Origin of the sequence: Sinomonas atrocyanea (assembly GCF_030811715.1) — a bacterium.
GTDB classification, from domain to species: domain Bacteria; phylum Actinomycetota; class Actinomycetes; order Actinomycetales; family Micrococcaceae; genus Sinomonas; species Sinomonas atrocyanea_A.
Window position 1 is genome coordinate 37,308 of record NZ_JAUSRH010000008.1, and the last position, 20,235, is coordinate 57,542.

16 protein-coding genes are annotated in these 20,235 nt (G+C 73.8%); 7 read left to right on the forward strand and 9 right to left on the reverse strand.

The annotated features are described in order from the left end of the window. Positions 1–60 precede the first annotated feature (60 nt). Positions 61–570 carry a dUTP diphosphatase gene (dut, locus tag J2W21_RS13090; protein ID WP_307114947.1) on the reverse strand — a complete coding sequence of 170 codons (510 nt, stop codon included), beginning with the start codon at positions 568–570 and terminating at the stop codon, positions 61–63. 91 nt (positions 571–661) lie between these two features. On the opposite strand from dut, the gene J2W21_RS13095 reads away from it, so the two are divergent. Beyond that, positions 662–1,150, forward strand: coding sequence for a DUF3093 domain-containing protein (locus J2W21_RS13095; RefSeq protein ID WP_307114948.1), 489 nt, complete (start codon positions 662–664; stop codon positions 1,148–1,150). Between the two features lie 69 nt (positions 1,151–1,219). On the opposite strand, the gene J2W21_RS13100 is transcribed toward J2W21_RS13095, so the two are convergent. Further along, positions 1,220–1,519: a DUF4193 domain-containing protein gene (locus J2W21_RS13100; protein WP_189692179.1), complete on the reverse strand. Its 300-nt coding sequence runs from the start codon at positions 1,517–1,519 to the stop codon at positions 1,220–1,222. 295 nt (positions 1,520–1,814) lie between these two features. On the opposite strand from J2W21_RS13100, the gene sepH reads away from it, so the two are divergent. After that, positions 1,815–3,320: a septation protein SepH gene (gene sepH, locus J2W21_RS13105; protein ID WP_307114949.1), complete on the forward strand. Its 1,506-nt coding sequence runs from the start codon at positions 1,815–1,817 to the stop codon at positions 3,318–3,320. A 24-nt stretch (positions 3,321–3,344) separates the two neighbouring features. On the opposite strand, the gene J2W21_RS13110 is transcribed toward sepH, so the two are convergent. The 4 genes from J2W21_RS13110 to J2W21_RS13125 are packed head-to-tail and all read right to left on the reverse strand — an operon-like array spanning position 3,345 to position 8,732. Continuing rightward, on the reverse strand, positions 3,345–4,016 hold the full coding sequence (locus J2W21_RS13110; protein ID WP_307114950.1) for a thymidine kinase: 672 nt from the start codon (positions 4,014–4,016) through the stop codon (positions 3,345–3,347). Beyond that, positions 4,009–5,247, reverse strand: a complete 1,239-nt coding sequence (locus J2W21_RS13115; protein WP_307114951.1) for an alkaline phosphatase family protein — start codon at positions 5,245–5,247, stop codon at positions 4,009–4,011. Before J2W21_RS13115 ends, J2W21_RS13110 begins: the two co-directional genes overlap by 8 nt. Next, complete coding sequence (locus tag J2W21_RS13120; protein WP_307114952.1) at positions 5,248–5,937, reverse strand: DUF5998 family protein; 690 nt, start codon at positions 5,935–5,937, stop codon at positions 5,248–5,250. Between the two features lie 53 nt (positions 5,938–5,990). Then, positions 5,991–8,732, reverse strand: coding sequence for a bifunctional acetate--CoA ligase family protein/GNAT family N-acetyltransferase (locus J2W21_RS13125; protein ID WP_307114953.1), 2,742 nt, complete (start codon positions 8,730–8,732; stop codon positions 5,991–5,993). 52 nt (positions 8,733–8,784) lie between these two features. Between J2W21_RS13125 and J2W21_RS13130 the strand changes: the two genes are divergently transcribed. The 3 genes from J2W21_RS13130 (at position 8,785) to J2W21_RS13140 (ending at position 12,490) form a co-directional block, all read left to right on the forward strand. Next, a complete protein-coding gene (locus tag J2W21_RS13130) occupies positions 8,785–11,310 on the forward strand; it encodes a DNA gyrase/topoisomerase IV subunit A (RefSeq protein WP_307114954.1) in 2,526 nt (841 codons plus the stop codon). A gap of 132 nt (positions 11,311–11,442) precedes the next feature. Next, positions 11,443–11,961: a DinB family protein gene (locus tag J2W21_RS13135; RefSeq protein ID WP_307114955.1), complete on the forward strand. Its 519-nt coding sequence runs from the start codon at positions 11,443–11,445 to the stop codon at positions 11,959–11,961. A 13-nt stretch (positions 11,962–11,974) separates the two neighbouring features. Continuing rightward, entirely contained in the window at positions 11,975–12,490 is a 516-nt protein-coding gene (locus J2W21_RS13140) for a DinB family protein (RefSeq protein WP_307115057.1), read from the forward strand. A gap of 18 nt (positions 12,491–12,508) precedes the next feature. Here the strand turns inward: J2W21_RS13140 and cydD are convergent, their stop codons facing one another. From cydD to J2W21_RS13155, 3 genes are read right to left on the reverse strand one after another with little or no spacing between them, the layout of a single operon-like run. Further along, a complete protein-coding gene (cydD, locus tag J2W21_RS13145; RefSeq protein ID WP_307114956.1) occupies positions 12,509–15,934 on the reverse strand; it encodes a thiol reductant ABC exporter subunit CydD in 3,426 nt (1,141 codons plus the stop codon). Positions 15,935–15,952: 18 nt separating this feature from the next. Further along, entirely contained in the window at positions 15,953–17,005 is a 1,053-nt protein-coding gene (gene cydB / locus J2W21_RS13150; RefSeq protein ID WP_307114957.1) for a cytochrome d ubiquinol oxidase subunit II, read from the reverse strand. A 10-nt stretch (positions 17,006–17,015) separates the two neighbouring features. Next, entirely contained in the window at positions 17,016–18,647 is a 1,632-nt protein-coding gene (locus J2W21_RS13155) for a cytochrome ubiquinol oxidase subunit I (RefSeq protein WP_307114958.1), read from the reverse strand. 219 nt (positions 18,648–18,866) lie between these two features. Between J2W21_RS13155 and J2W21_RS13160 the strand changes: the two genes are divergently transcribed. Then, on the forward strand, positions 18,867–19,229 hold the full coding sequence (locus J2W21_RS13160) for a BlaI/MecI/CopY family transcriptional regulator (RefSeq protein ID WP_307114959.1): 363 nt from the start codon (positions 18,867–18,869) through the stop codon (positions 19,227–19,229). Between the two features lie 22 nt (positions 19,230–19,251). Next, positions 19,252–20,229, forward strand: a complete 978-nt coding sequence (locus J2W21_RS13165; protein ID WP_307114960.1) for a M56 family metallopeptidase — start codon at positions 19,252–19,254, stop codon at positions 20,227–20,229. Positions 20,230–20,235 lie beyond the last annotated feature (6 nt).

A 20,235-nucleotide genomic window follows, 5' to 3' on the forward strand; every position in this document is an offset into this window, starting at 1 on the left:
CTTTGTCTTGCCGGCCATTCCGGCAGCCCGCTTCCGCCGAACGCCCGGTCGGGCGGGGCGCTAGGGGGCGGTGAACCCGCCCGTCGAGCCGAAGCCCCCCGAGCCCCGAACGGAGTCGGAGAGGTCCGCGACGGGCACGAAGCGCGCATGTTCCACGCGCTGGATCACCATCTGGGCGATTCTATCGCCGCGGCGGAGGGCAATCGGTTCGGACGCGTCGGTGTTGAGCAGGGTCACCGCGATCTCGCCGCGGTAGCCCGCGTCGACGGTGCCGGGCGCGTTGACGACCGTGAGCCCGTGCCTCGTGGCGAGGCCTGAGCGCGGATGGATGAGGGCGACGAAGCCGAACGGGAGCGCGATGCTCACCCCCGTGGGCACGAGCGCGCGCTCGCCGGGGCCGAGCGTCACGTCCAGGCGCGCCCGCAGGTCCGCGCCGGCGTCCCCGGGGTGGGCGTACGCGGGCGGCTCGAGGCCGTCGTCGAGCATCTTGAGCTGGACGTCGAGGGTCGGTGCCCAGGCCGTGGGCTGGTCCGGGGCCGCATGGTCGGATGCTGTCTGCTGCGCGCTCACCCATCAACTCTAGCGGGCCGGCGGCGACTCCCTGCGCCTGCGGGGGGCCGCGCTTTTGTCCTCGCGGGCGCCGGGGTGGAAAGCTTGGCCTATGCCTGACGCCACGACGCCCGCCTCCGGGCCGAGCACCGCCGACCCGATCGTCTACTCCGAGAAGCTCTGGCCGGCCTGGTGGGTGTGGATCGTGGTCCTGGGCGTCTCCGGCGCGGGCATCCTCGTCTTCGCCCCGATCAGCATGGCCGCCGGGTACACCGGCGCCGCTGTCCTTCTCGTCATCCTCGTCGGGATCCTCGTGGCCTCGACGCCCGCCGTCGTGGTGACGAGGACTTCGTTCCGCGCCGGCCGCGCCGTCCTCCCGCGGACCTTCACGGGCACTGTCGAGGCGTTCGACGGCGACGAGGCCACCGCCGAGCGCGGCCCGCGCCTGAACGGGCTGGCCTACCTGTGCATCCGAGGCTGGATCCGCCCAGTGGTCCGCGTCGAGCTCACGGATCCGGAGGACCGCACGCCGTACTGGCTCGTCTCGAGCCGCCACCCGGACCGCCTCGTGGCCGCCCTCAGCGAGGCGCCCCGCCGATGAGACGACGGCGGCCCCGACGCTCCTCGCGTCGGGGCCGCCGTCTGCGTGGGCCGCCTGAAACCGGAGGCGTCAGCCTTCGCACTCCTTGCAGTAGAGCAGGCCGTTCTTCTCCCGGGCAATCTGGGAGCGGTGACGGACGAGGAAGCACGAGGCGCACGTGAATTCGTCTGCCTGGGCGGGCAGCACCCGCACCAGGAGCTCCTCGCCGGACAGGTCGGCGCCCGGGAGCTCGTAGCTGTCCGCGGCCTCCGCCTCGTCCTCGTCCACCGAGGCAGACTGCTTGTCGGTACGGCGAGTCTTCAGCTCCTCGATCGAATCCTCGTTGAGCTCTTCCTCGTTCTTGCGCGGCGCATCGTAATCGGTCGCCATAGTTCTTCGTTCACGCTCCGGTAGCTAGCCATGTCACGTGGCATCCCACGTAGTCCACTCCAACGCACTCGGCCCCCATTTTGTGCCCAGTGACGGGGAGATTGTTCCCGATGAGCAGCCAAAACGCCATTCGGCTCCGGAACATTCCCGACATGAGCCGTCTCCCGCGTCTGCGGCGGCGCGGGGCGGGGTTCCGGCGGGGCGCCATTTTCGCGGCACACCGGCGGCCTGCGGGCCTTCGGCGCCCCCGGATGGCACAGTTCTACTCAGACCTAGAGCAAGCTGGAGGGCGTCCATGCGGGAGCGAGCGCACGATCAGGCGGAAGAGCTGCGCCTCGTCGGGGTCCACGAGGACGGTGCACACCTCATCGTGAGCGCCGCGAACGGGGACATGTTCCGGCTGCCGCTGGACGAGGCGCTGCGCCGCGCGGTGTCGCGGCCGGCGCCCCAGCGTCCTGCGCCGTCCGGCTCGGACGGCCCAGGCATGACCCCGCGCCAGATCCAGGCCGAGATCCGTGCGGGCGCCACTGCGGAGGAGGTGGCCGAGTCCTCTGGCGTCCCGCTGGCCAGGGTGCAGCGCTTCGAGGGCCCCGTCCTGGCCGAGCGCGAGCACATGGCGCGGCGTGCCCAGGCCGTCGAGGTCCCGGGGAGGCTGCCCACCCAGGAGTCGCTGCGCGGCCCGGCCGCGGACCGCCCGGTGACGCTCGGCGAGATGGCCGCGTACCGGCTGTCGCTGCACGGCGTGGCGGCCGACGCCGTCGAATGGGACTCGTGGCGGCGGCCCGACGGCCAGTGGACCGTCGTGGCGCGCTTTGCCCTCCCGGAGGGCGCGCCGTCGTCCATCGGCGAGGAGCCGCCCGCGATGTGGACCTTCCACCCCGGCCATCGGACGGTAGCCAACGCCAACCGGTGGGCCCAGCAGCTCAGCGAGCTCGAGCCGCTCGATGGCCCCGCTCCGCGCCGCCGGCTCGCGGCCGTCTCGGACCGCCCGTTCGACGTCGAGGCCGCCGAGGAGCACCCCGGCGGCGAACTGGACCGCGAGGGCGAGCTCCTGGATATGCTGCGCGCGCGCCGCGGCCAGCGGCTGGGCGTCGACGAGGACGGCGACGACGCCCTTGCGCTGCTCCTGACCCACGGAATCCCCGCGGCCCATCCGCGCTCGTCCGAAGCTGACGAGGCGGATCCCGAGGCTGCCTCCGACGAGTGGGAGCGCAGCGCATGGGAGGGCACCCGGCCGCGCGGCCGCGCGGACCGCGACGCGGAGCGCCACGGCGCGCACGCCCCGGACCGCGACCGGGACCAGGATCTGGACGACGAGACTGCGGACGACGACGGACGGCCGGCACCGCGCGGCGGCATCACCTCGCTGCTGACCCGCCTCAACGTCCGCTCCGCCCAGGACGCCGATTCCCGGCTCGACCTCAGGCCCGGCGTCAGCACTGCCACCACCGAGATGACGGTCGTGCCGTCGGCGCGGCCTGCCGGAGGCGATTCCGGAGGCGATGCCGGCGGCCACGGCCGCCGGCCGCAGGGCCGCCCGGACGGCGACGGTGCGGGGCATGCCCCCGCAGAGCCGGACGCCCCACGCCGCGAGGAGGCGCCGGAGCGTCCGGAGACGCCCGAGGAGTCCGGAGCGCCGCAGGAACCGGAGCGCCAGGCCCGGGAGGGAACGCCCGAGGACCGCGAGGCCGCGCGTGCGGAGACGGCGGGCCAGGGCGAACCCACCCGCAGGTCCTCGCGGCCCAAGCGTTCCTCGGTCCCCAGCTGGGACGAGATCGTCTTCGGCACCAAGGGCGACTGACCCGGACTGCGGTGCCCGGGGCCCCTAGTCGCCGAAGGGGAGCAGCTGCTCCCCCTCCCCCATCACCGGCACGGACGCGGCGGTCTTCCCTGCCATGTAGTGGCGCCTGCACAGGGTCTCGTACTCCACCTCGGTCCAGGAGCCCTCCTCGTCGGGTGTGCCGCGCCCGGCGACGTCCGCGACGACCACCTGCTCCCCCGTCAGGACCATCTCGCCGCCCACGGTGCGCGCGTTGTGCGTCGCGCGGCGTCCGCACCAGCACAGCGTCGGGACCTGGAGCGTCTCGATCCGGTCGGCGAGCTCCACGAGGCGGCGGGAGCCCTCGAAGAGGCGCGCGCGGAAGTCCGTGCCGATCCCGAACGCGTAGACGTCGACGTCGAGCTCGTCGACGACCCGGGCGAGCTCGTCCACCTGCTCGTGGCGGTAGAACTGTGCCTCGTCGCAGATGAGGTAGTCGACCTCCTCGGCACGGGTCCGCCGGGCCACGACCTCGTTCCAGAAGCTCGACTCGGCCGTGACCTCGATCGCGGGGGTGCTCAGGCCCAGGCGGCTCGTGATGACGGCACGCCCCGACCTGTCGTGGCTCGTGAAGAGGAGCCCCTTCCGGCCGCCCGCGCGGTGGTTGTAGTCCATCTGCAGCGCGAGCGTGGACTTGCCGCTGTCCATCGTGCCGGTGAAGAAGACGAGCTCAGCCACGGCGCTGCCGCTTCCCGCGGACGCGGCCGCGCGCGCTGAAGGCCACGAGGGGGACCTGCCGCTCGGCCTTGGTCCACGAACCGTGCTGGCCCACCATCTCGAACGCCTGCGGCCTGGCCCGGCGCCCGTCGTAGAGCGCCAGGTCGCCGTGGACCGCGACGATGAGGTCGCCGATCCTGGGGTGGACCGCCTCGGAGACCACTGGGCCGAACAGGCCGTGCCCGATCGCCTCGGCCCGTGTGAGGATCCAGGCCTGGTTCCCGAAGCGCTCGCGCCAGCGCGCGGCGACAGCCGCCACGGCGGCCGGGGCGGGGGCCGGGGCGCCGTCGGGGCACTCGAGGTGGAGGTGGACCATGCGCGGCTCGCCCGCAGTGTGCCGCACTCCCTCCGTCAGCTGGGGGTCCGCCGAGATGTCGATCCGGCGGCCGGGCGGGACGTCGACCATCCCGTGGTCCCCGATGACGACGACGAGCGTCCCCGGCGGGAGCTGGCCGTCGAGGCGGCGGAGGCACGCGTCGACCTCCTCGAGCGCCTCCTCCCACTCGGCGGACGCGCAGCCGAACTGGTGGCCGGCCTTGTCGAGCTCGTTGAGGTAGAAGTAGGCGAGCATGCGCGGATGGGCGGCCATGGCCTCGGCCGCAGCGGTGGTGCGCGCGTGCAGGCTGACGGCACCGATGAACTCGCCACCCCGCAGCGCGGCCCGGGTCATCGCGGACCCCTCGAACTGGGGAAGGCTCACGGTCGCCACCGGGATCGCCGGATGGATGCGCTCGAAGACGGTCGGGCACGGCTGCCACCGCTGCGGGTCGACGTCGGGGTCCCAGCCGTTGAGCTGGTTGACCACCCGGTCCAGGTGCGGGGCGTAGACGTCGTAGCCGACCATGCCGTGCTGCCCCGGCGGCACGCCGGTGCCGAGGCTCGCGAGCGAGGCGGCCGTGGTGCTGGGGAACGCGGCGTCGAGCATCGCCGGGACCGCCCCCTGGCCTTCGGCGAGCTTCTCGCGCAGGAACGGCGTGTGCGCGGTGCGCTTGGACAGCAGGGTCCGGCCCAGGCCGTCGACCATGACGAGGCAGATGCGCACGGACTCGGGGAGCCCGAGCGTGTTCTCGAATCCCTCGGCCCCCAGCGCCGCGGCGCAGGAGGGCAGGACGTCGGCCACTGAGCGGGATCCGAACGCAGGCGGGGGCGGAAGGGGCGGTGCGCCGGTCGCGGCGCCGGGGACGGCCGCCATCTACCGGCTGCCGTGGCCGCGGAGCGTCCGCGACGAGAACGCCGAGAGGCGGGGGCGCTGCGTGGCCTGGAAGGGCCTCGATCCGGTGTTCACCGCGCGCAGGAGCCGCGCGAACTGCTTGGCGGCGTCGACGGCGCGGGGGCCGTCGGCATCGGCGCTGATCCTCAGGACGATGTCCTCCTGCGCCATCGTGCCCGTGTAGCCGTGGTCGGCCTCGCACTGCGGGTCGCCGCACCCGGCCGGCACGATGTCCAGCCGCTGGCCGCCGCTCCACGAGATGGCGAGCGTGACCTCGCGGACGGGGTCGCCGGGGGCGTAGTCCGCGGGCTGGGCGTAGACGTAGGAGAGGACGACCGTGGCGATCTGGTCCACGGGCACGGACTCGGTGGAGACCTGGGCCCCCATCTGGCTTCCGCTGTCGTCGAGCGGTGACTCGTCCACGTGCGTGATGACCAGCATGTCCTCGGTCAGGACGAGCACGGTCACGTGCCGGCGGACCTCGGCCCGCTCGAAGTGGGTCTCCAGGTGCGTCAGGTGCGCGATCGCCGTGCGGCCGTCGAGGGCGTCGGCCACGACGTCGCCCACGAGCAGCGGGTAGAAGCCCGTCCGCTCGAGCGCCGCCGTCAGGGGCTCCCCCGGGCCTGGGACGCGGTGCTCGCCTGCAGGTGCCCCGGACGCGTTGTGGCTCATGGGCACCATTCTCCCAGACCCGCGCCCGGCGCCCCAAAACCGGGACGCCGCCCTCACTGGGCGATGAGGGCCCGGCGGGCGCTGTCCATGCGCTGGGCGGCGTTGCCGATCCAGACCTGGGCGGAGAGCACGGTCAGGCCCGTGGAGCTCACGACCACCGGCTTCAGCTCGAGCAGCGATACCTCCGGGTGGCGGTCCTTCAGCAGCGAGACCCGCCCGATGAGGTCCTCGAGGGCGGGCACGTCCAGGGCAGGCAGGCCCTCGTGCCCGAACAGCTTCACCGACGTGCGCGGCGAGCGGACGATGTCGTGCACGTCGCCCGTGGTGAGCGGGGTGATGCGGTGCGCCCAGTCATCGAGGAGGGACACGGCGTCGCCCGCGAGCCCGAAGGAGAGGACCGGCCCGAGGAGGGGGTCCTCGATCGCCCGGACCACGCAGGCCTGGCCGAGCGGGGCCATGCGCTGCACCTCGACGTGGCCGCCGCCGTAGGGCGCGAGGGCGCGCCCCATCTGCTCGAACTCCGCGCGGAGGTCCGCCGCGTCCCGGATGTCCAGGCGCACGGCGCCGAGGTCGAGCCGGGAGCGGAGGTTGTCCGCGGCGGCCTTGATCGCCACGGGCCAGCCGAGCGCGTCGGCGGCCGCGACGGCCTCGTCCGCGGTCGCGGCCGACCGCGAGGCCAGGACCGGGATGCCGTAGCAGCCGAGCAGCCGCGCGGCGTCGTCCCCCGCGAGCTGCACGAGCTCCGTGCCCTGCACGCCGGCGAGCCGGGCGCCGATCAGGGCCGCCGCGGCGCCGTCGTCCACCTCGGCCTCGAACAGGGGGCCCTGGTCCCGGGCGAGCCACTCGCTGTACCGCGTGACGGCGGCGAGGGCCGCCACGGCGTCGCCCGCGCTCGCGTAGCACGGGACGCCGGCCGGCCACTCCTCCGCCTGCTCGCCGGCCCGGGGGGCGGGAAGGAGGCCCTCGGTGTCCGTCTGCCGGTCCAGCACACCCGGGAAGGCCGCGATGACGGCCTTGCCGAGCGGCTCGGCGGTCTCCGCGAGCGTCCGCGCGAGTGCGGGCACCCGCACCCCGGCCGAGGGCAGGAGGGCGACGACGACGGCGTCCACGTCGCCGCGGGCGGCCGCCTCCCGCAGGCGCCTGGCCAGCTCCGGGAGCGCGAGCGACTGCCCCTGGGCGAGGTCGAGGTCGCCCTCCGACACGGTCACGGTCAGCCCCTCTCCCTCCGCGCTGTCCGCCACGACGCGGGCGAGGGCGAGGGAGTTGCTCAGGACGGCGACCCTCGGGCCCGCGGGCAGCGTGCCGACGGCGATCTGGGCGACGTCGACGAGCTGCTCGACCGTCCCGACGCGGATGACGCCGGACTGGCGCAGCACGGCGTCGAGCGCGCCCTGCGGGGCCTGGGTCGTGCGCACGGAGTGGCCCGGCGGGAGCCGCAGCCCGGTGACGTCGCTCTTGGCGACGATGACCGGCTTGCTGCGGGCGAGGCGGCGGGCGATGCGGGAGAACTTGCGCGGGTTGCCGAACGATTCGAAGTACAGGCCCACGGCGTTCGTGGCGACGTCGTCCTCCCAGTACTGCATGAGGTCGTTGCCGGAGACGTCGGCGCGGTTGCCCGCCGAGAGCACGGAGGAGAAGCCCAGGTAGCGGCGCTCGGCGGCGGCATAGAGTGCCACGCCGATCGAGGCCGACTGGCTGAACAGGCCGAGGCTGCCCTGCCGCGGCAGCCCCGGGGCGAGGGAGGCGTTGAGCCGGATGTCAGGGTCCGTGTTGGCGATGCCGAGGGACTCGGGCCCGACCACGCGCATGCCGTGGGCGCGGGCGTGGCGCACGATCTGCCGCTGGAGCGCCAGGCCCTCCTCGCCGCGCTCGGCGAAGCCGCCGGAGGCGATGACCACGCCCTTGACGCCGGCCGCCGCGCAGTCGGCGACGACGCCCTGGACCTCGGCGTACGGCACTGCCACGACGGCGAGGTCGACCGGTTCGGGGACCTCGCCGATCTGCCCGTAGGCCATCATGCCGCCGAGCTCGAGCGCCTCGGGGTTGACGGCGTAGACGCTGCCCGCGAAGCCGCCCTCGACGATGTGCTCGAGCAGCTGGTAGCCGAGGGTCCCCCACGTGCGGCTGGCGCCGATGACGGCCACCGAGGAAGGGGCGAGGAGCCCCATGATGCTCCGCGCCTCCGCGCGGTGCTCGCGCGACTCCATGACGGCCCGCGACTTCTCCGTCGGGTCGATCTCGAACGCGACGGAGACGACCCCGTCGTCGAAGTGCCGGGCGACGGCGTACCCGGCCTCGGCGAAGACCGTGAGCATCTTGCGGTTCTCGGGCAGGACCTCGGCGGTGAACCTGCGGATGTGGTTCTCGCGGGCCGCGGCGGCGAGGTGCTCGAGCAGGATCGAGCCGATGCCCCGTCCCTGGTGCCGGTCGGCGATGTTGAAGGCGACCTCGGCCTCCGCCGGGTCCGTGAGACGGTCGTAGCGGCCCACCCCGATGATCTCGTCGCCCATGGTGATGACGAGTGCGACCCGGTCGTGGTGGTCCACCTCGGTGAAGCGCTTGAGTTCCCCCGGGGTGAGGCGGGCCTTGTAGCTGAAGAACCGCAGGTAGATGGACCCCTCGGACTGGTGCGTGTGGAAGTCCTGGAGCGCCTGGGCGTCCTCGGGGCGGATGGGGCGCAGGTGGGCCGTGCCGCCGTCCCGGAGGACGACGTCGGCCTCCCAGTGGTGCGGGTAGGACGCGCCAGTGGTCGATGCGCGGGTCGAGGATGCGCCGTCCGAGGCCGATTCCGCCATAGGGTTAGCCTAGTTCAGCCCCACCGCCACGACACGAAGGACCCACGCTCTCTTGGCACGTCGACAGAACCCGCGCTCCTCCTCGGGGGCGGACACCCTCCCGGGCACCGACGACTTCGCGGAGAACATCACCGACATCGACGTGTCCGAGGAGATGGAGACCTCCTTCCTCGAGTACGCCTACTCGGTCATCTACTCGCGCGCGCTCCCGGACGCCCGCGACGGCCTCAAGCCCGTCCAGCGCCGCATCCTGTACATGATGAGCGACATGGGCCTGCGGCCGGACCGAGCCCACGTCAAGAGCGCCCGCGTGGTGGGCGAGGTGATGGGCAAGCTGCACCCGCACGGCGACGCGGCCATCTACGACGCGATGGTGCGCATGGCGCAGGGGTTCGCGCTGCGTCTGCCGCTCATCGACGGGCACGGCAACTTCGGCTCGCTCGACGACGGCCCGGCCGCCGCCCGGTACACGGAGGCCCGCATGGCGGCCGCCTCCCTCGCGCTCACCGGCGATCTGGATGAGGACGTCGTCGACTTCATCCCCAACTACGACGGCCAGCTCACCCAGCCCGAGGTGCTCCCGGCCGCGTTCCCCAACCTGCTGGTCAACGGCACCACCGGCATCGCTGTGGGCATGGCCACGAACATGGCCCCGCACAACCTCGTGGAGGTCATCGCGGCGGCGCAGCTCGTCATCGCCAACCCCGAGGCCACGCTCGAGGACGTCATGGAGCTCGTGCCGGGCCCGGACCTGCCCTCCGGCGGGCGGATCGTGGGGCTCGAGGGGATCCGCGACGCGTACCGCACGGGGCGCGGCTCGTTCAAGACCCGCGCGAAGGTCTCGGTCGAGCAGATCTCGGCGCGGCGGACGGGCATCGTGGTGACCGAGCTGCCCTACATGGTGGGCCCCGAGAAGGTCATCGAGAAGATCAAGGACGCCGTCAACGCGAAGAAGCTCGCCGGCATCTCCGACGTCACCGACCTCACCGACCGCCAGCACGGGCTCCGGCTCGTGATCGAGGTCAAGAACGGCTTCAACCCCCAGGCCGTCCTGCAGCAGCTCTACCGGTACACCCCGCTCGAGGACTCCTTCGGCATCAACAACGTCACGCTCGTGGACGGGCAGCCGCAGACCCTCGGTCTGCTCGAGCTCCTGCGCGTGTACGTGGGCCACCGGCTCGACGTCGTGCGGCGGCGCACCGCGTTCCGCCTCGGCAAGCGCAAGGACCGGCTGCACCTCGTCGAGGGCCTCCTGGTCGCGATCATGGACATCGACGAGGTCATCCAGATCATCCGGACCTCGGACGAGGCCGCCGCCGCCCGCGAGCGGCTCATGTCGATCTACGACCTGACCGAGATCCAGGCCAACTACATCCTCGAGCTGCGCCTGCGGCAGCTCACCAAGTACTCCAGGATCGAGCTCGAGAAGGAGCAGGACGAGCTGCGCCGCGAGATCGCCGAGCTCGAGGCCATTCTCGGCTCGGACTCGCTCCTGCGCCAGCTCGTCTCGGGCGAGCTCGGCGAGGTGGCCGAGAAGTACGGATCGCCGCGCCGCACGGTCCTCCTCGAGCGCGACGACGCGCCCGCCCTGGGCAGCAAGGCCTCCGCCGCGGCGGCCGGGGTGTCCGGCGCTGCGAAGGGCAAGGCCGCCCCGCTGCAGCTCGAGATCGCTGACGAGCCGTGCTGGGCCATCCTCTCGGCGACCGGGCTTGTGGCCCGCACCGCGCACGCCGAGCCGCTCACCGAGGCGGGCCCGCGGGTGCGGCACGATGTCTTCCGCTCCGTGGTGCGCACGACGGCGCGCGGCGAGGTCGGCGCGCTGACCTCGGCCGGCCGGATGCTGCGCCTGCAGGTCGTGGACCTCCCGCAGCTCCCGCCCGCGTCGGGCCTTCCCAACATGGCCGGCGGCGTGGCCGCGAAGGACTTCCTCACGCTCGCCAAGGGCGAGTCACTCGTGGCACTCGTGCCGCTGGATGCCGTCGTCGCGATCGGCACCGCCCAGGGCGTGGTCAAGCGCGTCTCGCCCGACTACCCGCTCAACCGCGAGGACTGGGACGCGATCTCGCTCAAGCCCGGCGACGCGGTCATCGGGGCGGCCCCGGCGGCGGACGGCGATGTGCTGGTCTTCGTGACCGGCCAGGCCCAGCTCCTGCGCTACGAGGCCTCCGCCGTGCGGCCGCAGGGCCGCACCGCGGGCGGCATGGCCGGGATCAAGCTCGCCGCAGGCGACGCGGCCGTGTTCTTCGGCGTGGTCGCCGCCGCCGACGCCGAGGGGCAGTCGGTGGTCGTCACGATCGCGGGGGGCTCCGATGCGCTGCCCGGGACCTCCGCCGGCAGTGCGAAGGTGACCCCGTTCGGCGAGTACCCGGCCAAGGGCCGGGCGACGGCCGGCGTCCGCGCGCACCGCTTCCTCAGGGGCGAGGACAGGCTCGTGCTCGCCTGGGTCGGCCGGGGCCCGGCGCGCGCGTCGTCCTCGGCCGGGGTGGCCCGCTCGCTGCCGTCGGAGTTCGGCCGCCGGGACGGTTCGGGGGTCACGCTCGCCCAGTCGGTGGACGCGGTCGGCCCCAGCTTCGCCTAGCTGCCGCAGCCTCCCTCACTGCGTTTCGGGTACGCATCTCGTCGCGGTTCTCCCGTTCCGGGTACGCATCTCGTCGCCCCTCCGCGGTTCCGGGTACGCAGGGCCGCCGTCGCGCGCCGCTAGACTGCGCCCATGGCGATCACCCCTGACCTGAAGGACTGGACCTGGGTCCTCGAACGGCCCTGCCCCGAGTGCGGGTTCGACGCGGACTCCCTCACCCCGCACGGGGTCGCGGAGCGTGTCGACGCGGCGCTGCCCCGCTGGGACGCAGTCCTCGGCCGCGGCGACGTGTGCGCGCGCCCCGACGAGTCCACCTGGTCGCCACTCGAGTACGCCTGCCACGTGCGGGACGTCTTCGAGCTTTTCCGGCTGCGGCTGGGCCTCATGCTCGCCGAGGACGGGGCGCGCTTCGACGACTGGGACCAGGACGCCACGGCCCTCGAGAAGGACTACGCGCGGGCCGACCCGGAGACGGTGCGGGTCCAGCTCGCGGAGCAGGGGGCCCGGGCCCGAGACGCCTTCGCCTCGGTCCCGGAGGACGCGTTCAGCCGGCGGGGGCTGCGCAGCAACGGCAGCGCGTTCACGGTCGTGACCCTGGCCCGGTACTTCCTGCACGACGTCGAGCACCACCTGCACGACGTGGCGGGCTGACGGCGTGGAGACGATGGAGCCGGCCCTGTTCGCCGCGCCGCTGAAGTCCCAGTTCGACGCCTTCCTCGACGAGCACCGGGCGGCCCTGGCGGCGAGCCTCGACGGGCTGACCGAGGCCGAGGCACGGGCGTCCCTCGTGCCCTCGCGCACGACGCTCCTGGGGCTGGTGAAGCACGGCGCGTTCATCGAGCGCGTCTGGTTCGACGAGGCGGTCACCGGCCGGACGCGGACCGAGATCGGCATTCCCGCCACCCCGGACGAGTCCTTCGTCCTGGCTCCGTCCGACACGATTTCCACCGTGCGCGCCGACTACCTCGCGGCGTGCCGGGACGCACGGCGGGCCACGGCGCCACTCGGGCTCGACGACGTGGTCTCGGGCAACCGCCGCGGGCCGCTGCCGCTGCGCTGGGTGTACCTCCACATGCTGCGCGAGCTCGCCCAGCACTGCGGGCACGCCGACATCCTGCGCGAACAGGTCCTCGCTGCCCGCGCCGGCGGCCCCGGCGCCCAAGGCCTGCCGGCGCGCTGAGCCAACTCGCCGACGGGGTCAGCCCACCGGGGCAGCCGCCCGCGCGGCGTCGTGCGGAGCGCGCTCCCGCGCGCCGAGCCGCACGAGGGTGTCGCCGGGCATCAGCTCGGTGGCGTGGTGGGTGACCATGACGACGGTCCTGTCCGCGAGGGCCTCGTGCAGGGCCGCTACGAGCGCGAGTCCCGATTCGGGATCCAGGTGCGCGGTCGGCTCGTCGAGGAGCACCACCTCTGCGCCGGCTAGGAGGGTCCGCGCGACGGCGAGCCGCTGCCGCTGCCCTCCCGAGAGGAACGCGCCGCGGCTGCCGATGCGCGCGTCGAGGCCGCCCGGCAGCGAGCGCACGTGCTCGAGGAGCCCGACCCGGGCGAGGACTGCCTCGAGCTCGGCGTCCGACGGCGCGTGCTCCCGGTCGCGGGCGACGGCGAGGTTTCCCCGCACGGTGGAGTCGAAGAGGTGCGACTCCTGAGGACACCACGCGACGGGACCCGCGACGGCGGCCTCGCCCGCCCGCGGGGCGAGGAACCCGGTCAGCAGCGCCAGCAGGGTCGACTTGCCGCTCCCCGAGGGGCCGGCGACCACGACCCAGTCCCCCGGCCGCGCCGTGAGGTCCAGGTCCGCGAGGACGTCGGGGCCCCCGGCCCAGCCGACGGTGACCCCGCGGAGGTCGATGCCTGTCCGCCGGCCGGGGGCGTCCTGGACCGCCGCGCGCTCCCCGATGCTGTCCTGCACAGCCTGCTCCTCCGCCGCGACGCGGACGAGAGCCGAGCGGAGGGCCGGGAGCTGCTGGACCGCCGTGCTCGCGGCGGCGAGCGGCTCGGCGAGGGCGAGCTGGAGCAGGAGGACGGCGGCGGCGGTCGCTGCGGGGGCACCCGCGGCGTGCGCTGCCCCGAGAGTGAGGGCTGCGGCGGTGCCGGTCGCCGCCACGACGATCGCGTGTGCCAGCCCCTCGGCGGCGGCGCCCCGCCGCTCGAGGCGCGTGAGCGCGGCGTCTGCGGAGCGGATGGACTGCAGCACCGCTCCGTCGCGGGTGTTCGCCCTCAGGTCCGTTCCGGCGGCGAGCGCCTGGCCCATCCGCGCGAGAAGGCCCGCGCGGCCGGCCTGGAGCCGGGCCGCGGCACGCCGGTCGGCCGCCCTCGCGACCGCGGGCGCCCCCACGAGCGCGACGACGGCGGCGGCGGCCAGCACGGGCGTCTGGGCTGGCAGGAGGATCCCCACCGCCACCAGTGCGCCGGCCGCGACGAGGACCGCCGTGGCGATCGGAGCCAGCACGCGGGGCAGCTGGTCCCGCACCGCCTCTGCGTCGCCCACGAGCGCCTCGAGCGCGGCCCCGGGCACGAGGAGCCGGCGCGCCGAGAGCCCCCGCACGGACAGGAGGGCCCACAGCCTCTCGCGCAGCACGGTCAGCGTTGACAGGACGGCCGAGTGCAGCACCAGCCGCTCGCGGTAGCGCAGCACGGCCCGGGCGATCCCGAAGAACCGCACGCCGGTGATCGCGGTGAGCAGGTAGAGGATGGGGGGCTGCTCGCTCGCCCGCACGATCAGCCACCCTGACAGGGTCGAGAGGGCGACGGCGGCCGCGGCCGCGCCCAGCCCGGCAAGCGCAGCCCGGGCGTACGTGCCCGCATCCGGGCGGAGCAGAGAGGCCAGGGTGCGCAGCCAGGCCCCGCGCCGCACCGCGGCGGGAGCCGGCAGCCCGCGGCCGGCTCCGGGCGCGTCCGGCAGCGCGGCGCGGAAGCGGGCCGATGCGGCCGAGGAGGCTGGCGCGAGCTGGACGGTCCGGTCCGCCAGTGCCGCCGTGCGGGGCTCGTGGGAGACGAGCAGGACCGTGACCCGTCCTGTGAGGGAGGCGATGGCCCGCTCCACGAGCGCCGCCGAGGCGTCGTCGAGGTGGGCCGTCGGCTCGTCGAGCAGCAGGAGATCGGCTCCGTCGGCGACGCGGGCGAGCCCGCGGGCGACGGCGACGCGGCGCTGCTGCCCGGGGCTCAGCTCCGCCGGGTCCGCGGCGCCCAGCCCTCCGAGACCGAGCCGGGCCAGGAGGTCCGCGATGAGTGCGCCGGGCTCCCCGGAGGCGGTCCCCTCCCCCGCTGCCCCGGCGTAGAGCGCGAGCTCCGAGGCGACGGTGCGCTCGGTGAACTGGGGGTGCTGCGGGACCCAGGCCACCCGGCGGGGGTCGGGCCCTTGGACGGAGCCGCGCACCGTGGCGCCGGCACCGTCGCGGACAAGGCCTGCGACGGCAGCCAGGACGGTGGTCTTGCCCGACCCGCTCGGCCCCGCGAGGACGGTCACCAGGCCGGCCGGCGCGGTGAAGTCGAGTGGCCCGACGGCAGGCTCAGCCGTGCCGTCGTACCGCACCGTGAGCCGCGCGACGCGGAGCTCGCTCGGCGCGGCTGACCCTGCCGCCCCCGGCGAGCCGTCCTCCTCGCCGCAGTGGCCCGCGGCCAGGAGCGCGGTGCCCCGGGGGGCGGCGACGCGGCCGCGCGCGCGCCGCAGCGCCTCCGCGCCGTCCTCGCTCGCGTGGTGGGCGGTGCCCAGGTCGCGGAGGGGCTGGAAGCACTCGGGGGCGAGGATGAGCGCGAGCAGCCCGGCCTCGAGCGTCATCTCCCCGTGGACCAGGCGGATGCCGATGAACACCGCGACGACCGCCACCGAGATGGTCGAGATGAGCTCGAGCGCGAGCGCTGAGAGGAAGGCCACCCTCAGCGTGGCCATGGTCCGCCCCCTGTAGGCGCGGGAGAGCTCGCCGAGGGCCCTGCGCTGCTCCGCCGCGCGCCCGAGGCCGACGAGCACGGGCAGGCCCTGGGCGAGCTCGACGAGGTGCGAGCCGAGCCGCAGGAGCGACTGCTGGGCCTCGGCGACCGCGTCGAGCGTGTGGCGCCCGATCAGGATCATGAACACCGGCACGAGCGGGAGCGTGAGGACGAGGATGAGCGCGCTGACCCAGTCCGCCCCGAGGATGCGGGCGCCGACGAGGAGGGGCAGCACGGCGGTCTGGACCAGGGCGGGGAGGTACTGCGTGTAGAGCGCGTCGAGCCCGTCGAGCCCCCGGCCGGCGAGCACGGCGGTGGCCGCCGGCGACGACGCGACCCGGGCAGCGCCGTCGTCCGGGGAATCCCGGGGATCCGCCGGCGAGGCGGCGCCCGGGCCGCCCGCCAGGCCGGCCTCGAGCAGCTGGGACCGCAGTTCCTCCTTGACCCCGACGGCAGCCCAGCGTCCCACGGCCGCGGTGCCCCACTCCGCGGCGGCGCGGAGGAGGACGCCGGCGGCCGCGACGAGCGTTGCCGCGGAGAGCGCCTCGGGCCGCACGGACCCGGCGGCGAGCGCCGCCAGGCCGGAGGCGACCCCCTGGGCGACGAGGGCCAGGCCCGCGGCCTTCCCTGCCGCCAGGACGGCGAGGAGGACGAGGGCGCGGCGGCTGGTCGGCCCCAGGGGGATGTCCGGCTTCATGCTTGGTGCTCCTTGCTCCTAGGCCTGCTTGCCGGTGACGAGGCGGACCACGGTCGCCGGCACCACGGAGTGCGCGGTGGGGATGCTGTCCACGCTCAGGCGGCGGCGGAAGACCCAGTAGGTCCAGGTCTGGTAGGCGAGGACCAGCGGGAGCCCGATGAGCGCGACGACGGTCATGAGTCCGAGGGTGTAGTCGGACGACGACGCGCTGGTCACCGTGAGGCTGTTGGCCGGATCGAGCGTCGAGGGCAGCACTACGGGGTAGACGGCGGAGAAGATGGCGGCGGCGCCCGCGGCCAGGGTCAGGGCGAGGCCGATGAAGGCCCGGCCCTCGGAGCCGCGGCGGGCCAGCATCCACGCCGTGAGCGCGGCGGCGGCCGCGACGAGGGTGAGGAGCCAGCTCCACCATGCCCCTGTGCGGAGCTGGACCGCGATGACCCAGGCGACGAGCGGGAGGATCGCCAGCGGGAGCCAGCGGACGAAGGCGCGGTGGGCGCGGGCGCGGATGCCGCCGTCGGTCTTGAGGGCGACGAAGGCCAGGCCATGGACGAGGGCGAACGCGACCACCGCCACGCCGCCGAGGACGGCGTACCAGGTCAGCCAGGCGAACGGTCCGCCGACCCGGTCGCCGTTGGCGTCCAGCGGCAGGCCGGTGGTGGTCAGGGCGAGCATCGCGCCGACGCAGAACGCCGCGACGGCGGAGCCGAGGGCCAGCGCCCAGTCCCAGGCCGCCCGCCAGCGGTCGGAGTGGACCTTCCCCCGGTACTCGATCGAGACGGCCCGGAAGATGAGCGCGACGAGGGCGAGCGTGAGCGGGAGGTAGAGGGCGGAGAAGAGCGAGGCGTACCAGCGGGGGAACGCAGCGAACGTCGCCCCGCCTGCGGTCAGCAGCCACACCTCGTTGCCGTCCCACACGGGGCCGATCGTGTTCAGCAGCACGCGGCGCTCGCCCTCGCCGCGGGCGAAGAGCTTCATGTGCATGCCGACGCCGAGGTCGAAGCCCTCGAGGAAGAGGTAGCCGATCCACAGGACGGCGACCGCGCAGAACCAGACGGTGGGGAGGGTATCCATGGTGATGCTCCTAGTAGGCGAAGGCCAGGACGTCGTCCGCGGGCTTGGTGCCGCCGCCGGCCGGCCCGCCGTCGTCGTCCGCCGGCGGCTCCGGCTGGGCGGCGTGGGCGAGCTCGGGCATGGCCGAGGCCACCCCGCCGCGGGTGTAGGTCCACAGGAGCCGGACCTCCACGACCATGAGCGCGGCGTAGAGCAGGGTCAGGACGATGAGCGAGGTGAGGATCTCGCCGGCACTCACCCCCGGTGAGACGGCCGCGGCGGTGAACATGAACACCTGGTCGACGCTCCCGGCCATCGAGGGGTTGGGGGCGACGACGAACGGCTGGCGCCCCATCTCGGTGAAGATCCAGCCCGCGGCGTTGGCGCCGAACGGGGCGAGGATGCCGACGACGGCGAGGCGCATGAGCCAGCGTGCCTGCGGCACGGTGCCCTTGCGGGTGGCGATGAGCGCGGCGAGCGCGGCGAGGGCAGCGAGGGCACCGAATCCGATCATGGCCCGGAAGCCCCAGTAGGTGACCTCCATGACGGGGACGTACTGGATGGCCTCTCCGGCGCGGTCGCCGTAGAGGGGGTTGTCCGGCAGGTTGGTCCCGTAGGCCTTCTCGTACTCCGGGATGAGGGTGTTGACGCCCTTGACCTCGGTGGTGAAGTCGCCCTTGGCGAGGAAGGAGAGGAGCCCCGGCACCTCGATCACGGCGGCGACGTCGCTGCAGTCCCGCGAGCCGAGGTTGCCCACGGACAGGACGGAGAAGCCGGTGCCGTCATGGCAGGCGGCCTCGGCCGCCGCCATCTTCATGGGCTGCTGCTCGAACATGAGCTTGCCCTGGAGGTCGCCGGTGACGGCGGTGCCCGCGAACGAGATCATCGCGACCACCGCGCCGATCCGCAGGGACTTGAGCCATACCGCGTGGTCCGTGCGGTCGCGCCCCGGGACGCCCGGCGCCTCGCCGACGACGACGCGCTCGCGGCGCCTGCGTCCTGACCCCTGCACGACCTCGACGGTGTCTATGCCGTCGTGGCGCCGCTGCCAGAGGTGGTACCAGGAGATGCCGAGGAGGAACGCGCCGGCGACCCCGAGGGCGCCCATGAGGGTGTGCGGCACGGCGACGAGGGCGGTGTTGTTGGTGAAGACGGCCCAGGCGTCCGTCATGACGGGGTGGCCGTCCACCACCTTGACCCCGACGGGGTGCTGCATCCAGCTGTTGGCCACGATGATGAAGTAGGCCGAGACCGCCGAGCCGATGACGGCGCACCAGAGGGCCGCGAGGTGCAGGCCGCGGCGGAGCTGCTTCCAGCCGAAGATCCACAGTCCGAGGAAGGTGGACTCGACGAAGAACGCCAGCAGCGCCTCCATCGCGAGCGGGGCCCCGAACACGTCGCCGACGAACCGGCTGTACTCGCTCCACGCCATGCCGAACTGGAACTCCTGGACGATGCCGGTGGCGACGCCCATGATGAAGTTGATCAGGAACAGCTTGCCCCAGAACTTCGTCATCCGCAGGAACTCATCCTTGCCGGTGCGGTACCAGACGGTCTGCAGGACGGCGACGACCAGGCCGAGCCCGATGGTCAGCGGCACCATCATGAAGTGGTAGACCGTGGTGATTCCGAACTGCCAGCGCGCTATTTCCAAGGCGTCCACGCATGCTCCCGGTTGCTCGTCCCCTATTTCTACGGTTTGTAGAAACTCGACTTCTACGAAGTGTAGAACAGAGCGCGCGGCGATCGCGACCGCATGCCGCCGTCCTGCTGTGAGCGAACGCGCGTGTGCAGGATCTCACCAGATGGGTTCTACCGTGCGTAGAATGGTTGAAGCACGCCAGGGGTTGGCGTGCCTGATGCATGTGAGGACTTGAAGACGATGGCTAGCCTGGGTGAGCTCGAACGCTCGGTGATGGACCTGCTGTGGTCGGCCCCTGAGGCGTCCACCGCCAATGATCTGCGGGACCGCCTGGCCCTAGGCGAGGGCCAGGGCAAGGACCTTGCCGTCACCACCGTCCTGACGGTGCTGTCCCGGCTGGAGAAGAAGGGCCTGGTCGAGCGCGAGCGCGGGACGCGTCCCCACCGCTACCGTGCGGTCTCGACCCGCGAGGACCACACTGCCCGCCTCATGCACGAGGCCCTCGGGACCGCCACCGACCGCGAGGCCGTGCTCGCGCGGTTCATCGGGTCGGTGACGGAGGCCGAGGCCGCCACGCTGCGCAAGCTCCTGGCCAGCGGCTGATCCACGCCGCCGGGGCGCGCGCGTGCTCGTGACCGCTTACCTCCTGGCGCTGCTGGCACTGCTGCTCGCGTGGCCCGTGCCGGTGGCGCTTTCGCGCGCCCAGTGGCCCGCGCGCTCCCCCTTCGCCGCGATGATGCTGTGGCAGGCGATCGCCCTCGCCGGCGGACTGTCGATGATCGGCGCGATGCTCGTCTACGGCCTCTCCCCCCTCGGCGACAGCCTCGTCGCCGCAGTGCGCCGGGCCCTGACCGTCGTGCTGGGCAACGAGGCGCCCGACGAGCTGCACTTCTGGCACCTGTTCGCGCTGAGCGCCGCCGCGCTCCTGAGCGTGCATCTCGTGTTCACCCTCCTGCTCACCTACGCCCGGATCGTGAGCCAGCGGCGCCGCCACCGTGAGCTCCTGGCGCTGCTGAGCTCCCCGTCCGGCGCCCTCGAGCGCACCTGGGTCATCAGCCACCCTGCGCCGGTCGCCTACTGCCTCCCCGGCGGGTCGCGCTCCGTCACGGTGCTCTCGGACGGGCTCATGGAGACCCTCGCGCCCGAGGAGCTCGACGCCGTCGTGAGCCACGAGAGGGCGCACCTCACCCAGCGCCACCATCTCCTGCTGTGGGCCTTCGAGGCCTGGCGCGCCGCGCTGCCGTGGCTGCCCACGAGCCGGCTCGCCCGGCAGGCCGTCAACTCGCTCGTGGAGATGCTCGCGGACGACGTCGCGCGGCGCACCGCCCGCGACGACGTCCTGGTCCGGGCGATCGCCCTCGTGGCCGTCGGCGGCGAGCCCTCGCCCGGAGCCCGGGCCGGGGCCGCACCCGGCTCGGTGCCGGCGCCCTCGGCCGCGGCGGGCGCCTTCGACACGGACGGCGTGGACATCGCCGGGCGCCTCAGCCGCCTGCTCACCCCCCGGCCGCCCCTCGGTCGGGGCGCCACGGCCTTGGTGCTCGCAGCCAGCCTGCTGCTGATCGCGGTCCCGACCGTCCTGCTGATTGTTCCCGGACTGTTCTAGGCCGCC